The 6420-nt window shown below is 66.3% G+C and carries 6 protein-coding genes and 1 pseudogene; 3 read left to right on the top strand and 4 right to left on the bottom strand.

Annotation, left to right across the window (positions count from 1 at the left end; genetic code table 11):
• Window positions 1-976 (top strand): gamma-glutamyl-gamma-aminobutyrate hydrolase family protein (locus G3N97_RS35065; protein ID WP_205997428.1); only part of this gene is annotated, 976 nt, incomplete at its 5' end.
• Between the two features lie 244 nt (window positions 977-1220).
• Entirely contained in the window at window positions 1221-1943 is a 723-nt protein-coding gene (locus tag G3N97_RS35060) for a DUF2968 domain-containing protein (protein ID WP_205997427.1), read from the top strand.
• A gap of 126 nt (window positions 1944-2069) precedes the next feature.
• Here the strand turns inward: G3N97_RS35060 and G3N97_RS35055 are convergent, their stop codons facing one another.
• The 3 genes from G3N97_RS35055 to G3N97_RS35045 form a co-directional block, all read right to left on the bottom strand.
• Window positions 2070-3347, bottom strand: a complete 1278-nt coding sequence (locus G3N97_RS35055) for a hypothetical protein (RefSeq protein ID WP_205997426.1) — start codon at window positions 3345-3347, stop codon at window positions 2070-2072.
• A gap of 173 nt (window positions 3348-3520) precedes the next feature.
• Window positions 3521-4093, bottom strand: coding sequence for a GNAT family N-acetyltransferase (locus G3N97_RS35050; protein ID WP_205997425.1), 573 nt, complete (start codon window positions 4091-4093; stop codon window positions 3521-3523).
• Window positions 4094-4161: 68 nt separating this feature from the next.
• Complete coding sequence (locus tag G3N97_RS35045; protein ID WP_205997424.1) at window positions 4162-4377, bottom strand: hypothetical protein; 216 nt, start codon at window positions 4375-4377, stop codon at window positions 4162-4164.
• A 117-nt stretch (window positions 4378-4494) separates the two neighbouring features.
• Between G3N97_RS35045 and G3N97_RS35040 the strand changes: the two genes are divergently transcribed.
• Window positions 4495-5790, top strand: a complete 1296-nt coding sequence (locus G3N97_RS35040; RefSeq protein WP_205997423.1) for an MFS transporter — start codon at window positions 4495-4497, stop codon at window positions 5788-5790.
• Window positions 5791-5891: 101 nt separating this feature from the next.
• Here the strand turns inward: G3N97_RS35040 and G3N97_RS35035 are convergent.
• Window positions 5892-6420, bottom strand: a pseudogene (locus G3N97_RS35035) (hypothetical protein); the annotation flags it as partial.

Raw genomic sequence — 6420 nt, 5'->3', positions numbered from 1 at the left:
GGGCGCACGGCCCGGCGCCGCGCCCGCGGGCTTTGGTCAGGCGCCCGATTTCAGCGCGCAGAATCCGCCGCCGCCGGGTGCGCTGCCGCCCGATCCGCCGCGCTATCTGCGGCCGAGCGATTCGGCGTGGTCGGTGCTCGGACGCATCATCGCGGCGCGTGCACGGCAGCTTTTCGACCGCGCTGGGCAGCGCATCACACAGCGCACGCTGCGCATCGGCGTCTCGGCGCGCATCTTTCACCCCGAGCCGGGCGCGCAGGGGCTGCGCGGCAAGACGCTGCAATATCTGGAAGAGTCGATCGCGCACTGGGCCATGTCGCGCGACGTGATCGTCTTCATGATTCCGACGGTCGGCCACCAGGGCATGCTGCATCCGAGCAATATCCGTTTGCGCGATTACGCGAAGCATCTCGACGGCCTGCTGCTGCAAGGCGGCGCCGACGTCTCGCCGCAGACCTACGCCGAAAGCGCCGCGCGCCCCGAGTGGCCCGGCGACCGCGTGCGCGACATGTACGAACTGGAACTGCTGCACGAATTCATCGAGTCGGGCAAGCCGGTGCTCGGCGTGTGCCGCGGCTGTCAGCTCATCAACGTGGCATTCGGCGGCACGCTGTATCAGGACATCGCCACCGATGTGCCGACGGCGGGCGTGCACGTGAGCGAGCACTACGATCAGCATCGGCATGCGGTCACGTTCCCCGAGGGCTCGTCGCTCGCGAGCATGTTCCCGGGCCGCCGCGAGGCCATCGTGAACTCGATTCACCATCAGGCGGTGCGCACGCTGGGCCGCGATCTCACGGTCGAGGCCGTGTCGGCCGGTGACGGACTGATCGAAGCGGTGCGCTATCGCCGCGCGCCGTTCGTGGTGGGCGTGCAGTGGCACCCCGAGTTCCATCGCGCGGGCGGCGCCGAACTGCTCGACTGCACGCCGCTGCTCGACGCGTTCCTGCGCTCGGCGCGCGAGACGCGCTTCTGATGTGCTTCGGTTGAGCTTCGGTTGAGCGTGTAATGCTCGGCGCGACTGAATAAAAAAGGGCGAGACATTCGCCCTTTTTTTTTTGCGCATTCCTGCGCCTTGGCCCCGAATTCCTGGCCGGGAGTCAGTGATATCGGATAAGCGTCGGATGGATTCTTCGGTTATCCGAATTTATTGCCGTTTTTGAGATTTTCGGGCAGCGATAATAAGCGGTTACTCGGAATCGACAACGGAACAGGCAGTCATGAAGCAAACCCTTCCCGTGCGCCGCGCCTTGTTGGGGGCCGCAGCCATCCTGTTGATGCAGCATGGCGCGGCCGCATGGGCCGGCGCGCCCGCGAGCGAGGCCATGCCGGTCGCCGGCAGCCGGCCGTCGCTCGACAGCCTGACACCCCAACCGGCCGGCACGTCGCCGCGCGCCGATATCGTGGACGATCAGGCCACGCTCGGCGCCACGCAGGGCGACGTCGCCACGCTGATGCAGCTCATCCACGATCAGCAACTCGTGGAAATGCGCACGACCTACAACGCCAGCTACGGTGCGAGCCTGTTTTTCTATCCGCCCGAGATGACGTATTACATCGTGCTGTTTCAGGACAAGCATTTCTGGCGCGTGATCCGTTCGCAGGACGAAACGCGTGCGGAGGCCATCTACGCCAACTTCGCGCAGCAGACGCAGCGGCTGTCGGACGTGGAAATCCGCCGCACGCAACTGGAGGCGCAGAAGGCGTTCATCGAACGTGTGATCGCCATTAACGAAGATCGCGCGCGCCGTCTGCAGGCGGACCTCGACGTGGCGCGCACGCAGCAGGCGCGCGTGGACGATTATCAGCGTCAGATGCAGGTCGACGCGCGGACGCTCAACGCGCAGAAGGTGCAGGCGCAAGTGCAGTTGCGCACGCTGCAGAATCAGGTCGATCAGTTGCAGCGCGAAACCGAGATGGGTTTGCCCGGATCGCGGCGATAACGCGCGGCGCGGGAGGGCGCGAGGCGCGAGGCGCGAAATGACAAGCGCAAAGCGCAAAGAGCAAAAAGCCCGGCAGATTGCCGGGCTTTTTTTCGGACGTCTGAGTCGTGCAGCGTGATTTGGGCGTTATTTCGAGAAGCGCTCCGGCACCTCGGTCACGCGACGCTGCGAAACGTGATTGACCCATTCCGTGTTGTCGACGGGCGCCGATGCGCGGCTGGCCGGCGCGGCGTGCGTGACGGCGTAGGTCGTGATCGACGCGTAGTCGTTCGCCGCTTCAACGCTCGGCTGACGCGCAGAATAAGCCTCAGCCGTGGAATAGGCTCCATGCGCGCGGCGCGTCGTGGCGAGTGGCTCGCTGCGCAGCGGCGCGAACTCATGCGCGACGTGGCGGCCGGTGTCGCCGCGTGCGGAGCGCGCGCGCGATTCGAGCGGCACGTGACGCGCTTTGTTTGTCGATGAGGCGCGGCTGGCCGGCTCGGCTTTGCGCGTGAGCGTGGCGCGCAAAGGGGTGTTCGGATTGGTCTGCGCCGCGTAGTCGTGCCGTTCGACGCGCACGCTCGCGGCCCTGGACGGGCGCATCGGCTCTGCTGGCCGCGCGGCGATGAGCGGAGCAGGTGCAGCTGATGGCGCCGACGTTGCCTTCGAAGGCGCGACCACCGCATCGGGCTGCCGCGCAACGACGATCGCGCTGGCCGCTACGGTTTTGTCCGCTGTGTTGGGTGCTGAACTCTTGACCGGAGCGGCGACCGTCGGCGCGCTCGCGGTGACGCTGCCCGAATAACTGAGCTCGTGCGACGCCCGCGCTTCGGCCAGCCGTTGCGACGCCGACGCGCCGTGATTGACCGGCGCGTTCGCCGGGGCATGGGTGGCTGCGTTCGTGGGCACGCTCGCTGGCACATCGGCGCTTGCCTTCGACGCGCTGCGGCTGTCGCCAGGCTGCGTATGGCTGGCGACGATCCACGCCAGCACAGCCGCGCCGCCAATGCCGACAGCGGTGGCCGTGAGCTTGTGATTGCGCGGCGGCGTACGCTCGAGAGGCGCGAGCGGCGACGCAGCTGCAGCGGGCGAAGCGCCAGCCGTCTTGCGCTGCAACGCGGCTGCGGCAGCCTGCTGGGCCTGCGCGACATTCAACGTTGCGCCAACCGGCGCGGCGGCAGGACGATGCGTTTCGCTACGCGTGCGCAGCCCGGTTTCCCACCGACAGACCTTGCGGAACGCCTCGGCGCTCAGGCAGGCCGTGCGCAGCAGGGCGGCGTAAAGCGCGTGGAGTTCGGTGCGCAGGCTGAAGTGCGGCGGAATCAGCGCCCATTCGCGGCCAAACGGCGGCGGGACGCGGTTGAGCGGGCGCATATGCGGCATGGCCAGCGCGCCTTCCACCTGAACTAATGGATAAGTTGACATGAGTCTCTCGCTGCATCGGCAAGGCAGGTGCAGGCATGCCGTGATGGATCGAGCGCGCGATCAGCTGGTCAATGGCGCGCCGCATTAAAGAAATCAATTCTTTTTAATGATGCGAGCGACTCTGTCTCGGGTCTATCGGATAGGTCTGAAAAAAGGCGAGGATCGGACGCGTACTATTCGCGCGCGTCGAGGCGATAGACGTAGCGCAGCGCCGTAATGTCGACGCCGCCCATCTGGTCGGGTTCGGCGCCCGAGTACTCCCAGCCCTGGCGCTCATAAAACGCGATCGCGGGCGTATTGCCGTCGAGCACATAGAGATAGAGCTGCGATTCGCCTTGTCCGCGCGCCCAGCGCTGGGCCGCCTCCATGAGCGTCTTGCCCACGCCGATGCCTTGATGCGCGGGCAGTGCATGCAGATTGTCGAGCAGCACGCCCCAGGGCGAGTCGGGCTGACGCTCGACGCAGACGAAGCCGGCGGCTGTGCGCGGAGCATCCTCGGCCGCCGGGTTGAGCGCGACGTCGACTGCGGCGATCTCGGCGATCAGCACGAGGCGGCGATCCGCGCCGGGCGCTTCCATGCGCGCGCGCCAGTACGCGGCGCGTTCGGCGCCGACTTCGCGATCGAGAAAGGCGGCGGGCAGCAAGCCGCGATAGGTCGCCTGCCAGCTGGCGGCATGCATGGCGGCAAGAAGGTCGGCGTCGGCGGCGGTGGCCGGGCGCAGGAGCAGGGAAGCGGCGATGGGCATGCGTGGCGGTGGTCGGCAGGTGCGAAGGGGCGGCCCGGTTCGCATTGCCGACGAAAGTCCGGATCGGCTCAGTATTGTGCACGATAGGCCAGCGGCAGCCGTCCGCAAAGTGCGCGCATCAGCACGAAAGCATAATGAAATAATCGAATGGATTTAGAAAGAAATGCGCGACGATGACGGACGTTGATCGTCGGTTGTAAGGTTTTCCCCGATACATGGCGATCCGGGCCAGCCGGATAATGAGCGCCCGCCGGGCGCGCCCGCGCGCGCGTTGGCGTGTTCAACGTCGCACGATGACAGGCGATCGCGCCGGGCGCTGTGGCCGAACGTTGCGGCCGATTTTGAGTCGGGCGATGGCCACAGTCCTGGCCACCCTCCGGCTGTCTCCACCAGAGAACGTCATGTCTACCGCGTCCCACGCAGCACCGAGCGAATCGAAAGTCCGGACTGTTTTCCGCGTAACGAGCGGCAACTTCCTGGAAATGTACGATTTCATGGTCTACGGCTATTACGCTTCGGCGATCGCCCGGACCTATTTCCCCAGCGACAACGCCTTCGCCTCGCTGATGCTCTCCCTGTCCGTGTTCGGCGCGGGCTTTCTGGTGCGGCCGCTCGGCGCGATCATCCTCGGCGCCTACATCGACCATCATGGCCGCCGCAAAGGCCTGATCCTCACGCTCGGCCTGATGGCGCTCGGCACGCTCGCGGTCGCCGTCGTACCGGGCTACGCGACGATCGGTTTCCTCGCGCCGATGCTCGTGCTGCTCGGACGTCTGCTGCAGGGTTTCTCGGCGGGCGTGGAACTGGGCGGCGTGTCGGTCTATCTGTCCGAGATCGCGACGAAGGGCAACAAGGGCTTTTACGTGTCGTGGCAGTCGGGCAGCCAGCAGGTGGCCGTGGTGTTCGCGGCGCTGCTCGGTGTGCTGCTGCATCGCATTCTGCCGGTCGAGGAGATGACGGCGTGGGGCTGGCGCGTGCCCTTCATCATCGGCTGCCTCATCGTGCCGTTCCTGTTCATCATCCGCCGCTCGCTGCAGGAAACCGAAGAATTCGCGAAGAAGAAGCATCGTCCGTCGATCAGCGAAATCATGGCGTCGATGGTGCAGAACTGGAACATCGTGCTCGGCGGCATGGGCATGGTCATCATGACCACGGTCTCGTTCTACATGATCACTGCCTATACGCCGACGTTCGGCAAGGAAGTGCTCAAGCTCGGCGAACTCGACACGCTCGTCGTGACCGTCTGCATCGGCTTGTCGAATCTGTTCTGGCTGCCGGTCTCGGGCGCGATTTCGGACCGCGTCGGCCGTCGTCCAGTGCTGCTGACCTTCACCGTTCTGACGATCCTCACCGCCTATCCGACCGTGCAATGGCTCGTCGCCGATCCGTCGTTTGGCCGCCTGCTGACGGTCGAGCTGTGGCTCTCGTTCCTCTACGGCTGCTATAACGGCGCGATGGTCGTGGCGCTGACCGAAGTGATGCCCGCCGACGTGCGCACGGCCGGCTTCTCGCTTGCCTACAGTCTCGCGACGACGATCGGCGGTTTCACGCCCGCGATCTCGACCTATCTGATTCACGTGAGCGGCAACAAGGCCGCGCCGGGTGCGTGGATGGGCGTCGCGGGCATTTGCGGGCTGATCGCCACGCTCGTGCTCTATCGCACGCCGGAAGCGCGCAATCAGTACAAGGCGGTTTGACGTCGCAGACATCACGCGCCGACAGCGCCAACGAAAAAACCCCGCGGATGCGGGGTTTTTTATTGCCTGCGCGGCGTGTGATGTGCGCGGCGTGAGCGACGTCAGCCTTCGCGCAATGCCCGAGCGATGTGCGCGACGACCGCGTCCCAGTCGCCCGGATGCGGCTGGCGTACGAGGCGCGCGCGCGGATACCACGGGCTCGTGTCGGTGCCCGTGAACCAGCGCCAGTCGGCGGCGAACGGCAGCATCAGCCAGAGTTTCGCGCCCAGCGCGCCCGCGAGGTGGGCGATCGACGTGTCGATGGACACCACGGCGTCGAGACGCTCGATCACGGCGGCGGTGTCGGCAAAGTCGGCGAGTTTGTCGCCGAGTCGATGAATCGTGCGCGCGCGCGGATGGGCGTCGAGCGCGGCGTGCTCGGCGGCGGTCAGATTCGGCTGCAGCACGATCCAGTCGATGCCGTCGAGCGCGAAGAGCGGATCGAGCGCGGCGAGCGGCAGCGCGCGGTTTTCCTGCTTCTGGATGCGGCCCGACCACGCGAGGCCGATCTTGCGCCGCGCCTGGCCGCCGAGCGAGCCGCGCCATTTGCGCCGGTACGCGGCGGGCGCCGACAGATAGGACGCGGACGCG

The sequence above is a fragment of the Paraburkholderia sp. Ac-20347 genome (genome assembly GCF_017104805.1).
Taxonomy (GTDB): Bacteria; Pseudomonadota; Gammaproteobacteria; order Burkholderiales; family Burkholderiaceae; genus Paraburkholderia; species Paraburkholderia tropica.
The sequence above is the reverse complement of the archived record's forward strand: the minus strand, read 5'-3'. Positions and strand labels throughout refer to the sequence as shown.

Bases quoted from the DNA above. Each gene is read 5' to 3' on its own strand.
- G3N97_RS35060 (WP_205997427.1), top strand. From the start codon at position 1,221: ATGAAGCAAACCCTTCCCGTGCGCCGCGCCTTGTTGGGGGCCGCAGCC.
- G3N97_RS35055 (WP_205997426.1), bottom strand. From the start codon at position 3,347: ATGTCAACTTATCCATTAGTTCAGGTGGAAGGCGCGCTGGCCATGCCG.
- G3N97_RS35050 (WP_205997425.1), bottom strand. From the start codon at position 4,093: ATGCCCATCGCCGCTTCCCTGCTCCTGCGCCCGGCCACCGCCGCCGAC.
- G3N97_RS35040 (WP_205997423.1), top strand. From the start codon at position 4,495: ATGTCTACCGCGTCCCACGCAGCACCGAGCGAATCGAAAGTCCGGACT.